The organism is Mycobacterium sp. TH-M82 (genome assembly GCF_057473605.1).
Map to the genome: position 1 here is coordinate 1 of NZ_JBYCKY010000780.1, position 1,085 is coordinate 1,085.

At 70.3% G+C, this 1,085-nt stretch carries 2 protein-coding genes and 1 pseudogene; 1 reads left to right on the forward strand and 2 read right to left on the reverse strand.

Features of this window, described 5'->3' with window-relative positions; translation table 11 throughout:
* Positions 1 to 345: histidinol dehydrogenase (locus tag AC2VON_RS23115; RefSeq protein ID WP_486954938.1), on the reverse strand; the 345-nt coding region annotated here is incomplete at its 3' end.
* Between the two features lie 103 nt (positions 346 to 448).
* On the opposite strand from AC2VON_RS23115, the gene AC2VON_RS23120 reads away from it, so the two are divergent.
* Positions 449 to 871, forward strand: a complete 423-nt coding sequence (locus AC2VON_RS23120; RefSeq protein WP_486954937.1) for a nitroreductase family deazaflavin-dependent oxidoreductase — start codon at positions 449 to 451, stop codon at positions 869 to 871.
* Between the two features lie 119 nt (positions 872 to 990).
* On the opposite strand, the pseudogene AC2VON_RS23125 reads toward AC2VON_RS23120, so the two are convergent.
* A pseudogene (locus AC2VON_RS23125) lies at positions 991 to 1,085 on the reverse strand (carboxylating nicotinate-nucleotide diphosphorylase); the annotation flags it as partial.

A 1,085-nucleotide genomic window follows, 5' to 3' on the forward strand; every position in this document is an offset into this window, starting at 1 on the left:
CGTCGCGCCCGGCCCCAGCGTGGTGGTCACGTCAGGGCGGCGCTGGTCGGCGTGCACGGCGCGGGTGCGCTCGATCATCACCGCCAACGCGTCGCGCACCTGGGGGTCCAGCCCGGACAGCGCCGCGGCCAGCGCGGCGCCGGGCACGCGGACCGCGGGAGGCCGCACGCGATCGAACTGCTCTCCGAATTCCAGCGCCGCCGCGGCACCGCGCTCGGCGACGGCGGCCACGATCGGGCGCACCTTCGGCAGGACGCTTTCCACATCGGCGCCCCCGCGCGGCAGCGCCGCCCGCAGCCGGGCAGCCGTCAACTCCGTGCCCCGCAGGTCGATGCGGGCGATCACGGGGGCTGAAGGGGTACTCATCGCCTCCATTGTCCCAGAGCAACTCAAGTCGTTATCCGGCCGGTACAGTGCCCGTAGACACCGCATTGGAAAGGGAGCCGTCATGGCCGCAAAGGATCACCCCAACAACGCGCCGGGCGTCCCGATGGTGTTCCCTCCCTGGTTCGAGCGCTTCCAGATCAAATACTTCAACCCGGCGGTCAAGCCGTTCGCGCGTTTTCTGCCCGGAACCGCGACCATCACCCATCGCGGCCGCAAGTCCGGGAAGGCCTACGAGACCATCATCACGCCCTACCGCAAGGGACACGTGCTGGCGATCGCTCTGGGCCACGGCAAGACCAACTGGGTCAAGAACGTGCTGGCCGCCGGCGAGGCCGACGTGCAGTTCAGCCGCAACCGCGTGGTGCACCTCACCAATACGCGGATCCTGCCGGCCGGTTACGAGGGGCCCGACGTCGAAAAGCTGCCGCGGATGGCGCGCATGCAGTTGCGCCGGATCGGGGTGTTCGTCGGCGATATCGCCTGAGGCCGCGGGCGTTCCGCGCGTCGAGACATAAGCCAGCGCGAGGCGCATCGGCGTGTCGTGTGCGTGGTGTATGTGTCGCGACAGAGCGACCGGGGCGGGACGGGGCCTGGGCGCGAGCCCTACATGTCCAGGCCGATGTCGAGCACGCGCACCGAATGGGTCAGCGCCCCGACGGCCAGGTAGTCCACCCCGGTCGCGGCGTAGGTCGCCGCGC